This window comes from Veillonella sp. 3891, from assembly GCF_003992315.1.
GTDB lineage: Bacteria > Bacillota > Negativicutes > Veillonellales > Veillonellaceae > F0422.
In genome coordinates, this window is sequence record NZ_RQVE01000034.1 from 1 (window position 1) to 896 (window position 896).

Below are 896 nucleotides of genomic sequence, written 5' to 3' on the forward strand. Positions count from 1 at the left end.
GTTAACGTATCTGCTAAGCTCACAGTCAAACCATTCGTAGGGTCGGATGCTACTTGGATATTCACACCTGGTGTTGCAGTTGCTGCTGGTGTGAAGTTTGCTGCACCTTTCACAGCTAACGTTTCACCTAATTTACGAGCTGCATTCGTTCCAGTATCTGCACTGAAAGTAAGCGCTTTGTCTGCTAATTCGTTCAATGCTGTTACATCTGCTTTTTTCGCTAATTCAGTATGTAATTGACCACCGTTGATTGCATCTTTGGAGTTTTCTCCAATCGTGCCATCTGCGATGTTGCTTAACTTAGTTGTACCACCAATTGTTGTACCATCTGGGTTTACTAAACGAGCTTGTGGTGTTGCCACTTCTGTAGCCCCATCTAGTTTATTACCTTTAGCATCTACTTTCTCAGCTGGATACCATTTGCCATCGTTAGCTTTTACAACACGTTTGCCATTTTCATCAGTGTACACTACTGTACCAGCTTCGCCGTTACGTAACGCATTTACTTTAGTAGTTAAGTCTTTACCGTTTAGACCATCTTCTTTTGTTAAGCCGTCTTTACCCATACCAGCATCAGCACCTGTACCAGGTTTGCCATCACGTCCATCGATGCCGTTAGCACCATCAACACCTACTGCTTTAGCAATATCAGCTACTTTCGCTAATGTATCTTTTGTCGCTTGAGACAATGCTACGTTGTAAGTACGAACTTTATCATTATCTTCTGTGCCTCCAGTAACCTCAAGACCTTCACCAGCTGCTACTTTCGTATCAATAGCATCTACTGTGTATGTTGTTACATGGTCAACCGTAGCATCTGTAACGTTCACATTTTTACCAGCAGCTACTTTTACAGCGCCTGCTGCTAAGTCTTTGACTGCATTTTTGCCATCATC

1 protein-coding gene is annotated in these 896 nt (G+C 42.7%); it reads right to left on the bottom strand.

Translation table 11 applies throughout. The features are described from left to right. A partial coding sequence (locus EO118_RS08530; protein WP_206168417.1) for a hypothetical protein occupies positions 1-896 on the bottom strand: 896 nt, incomplete at both ends.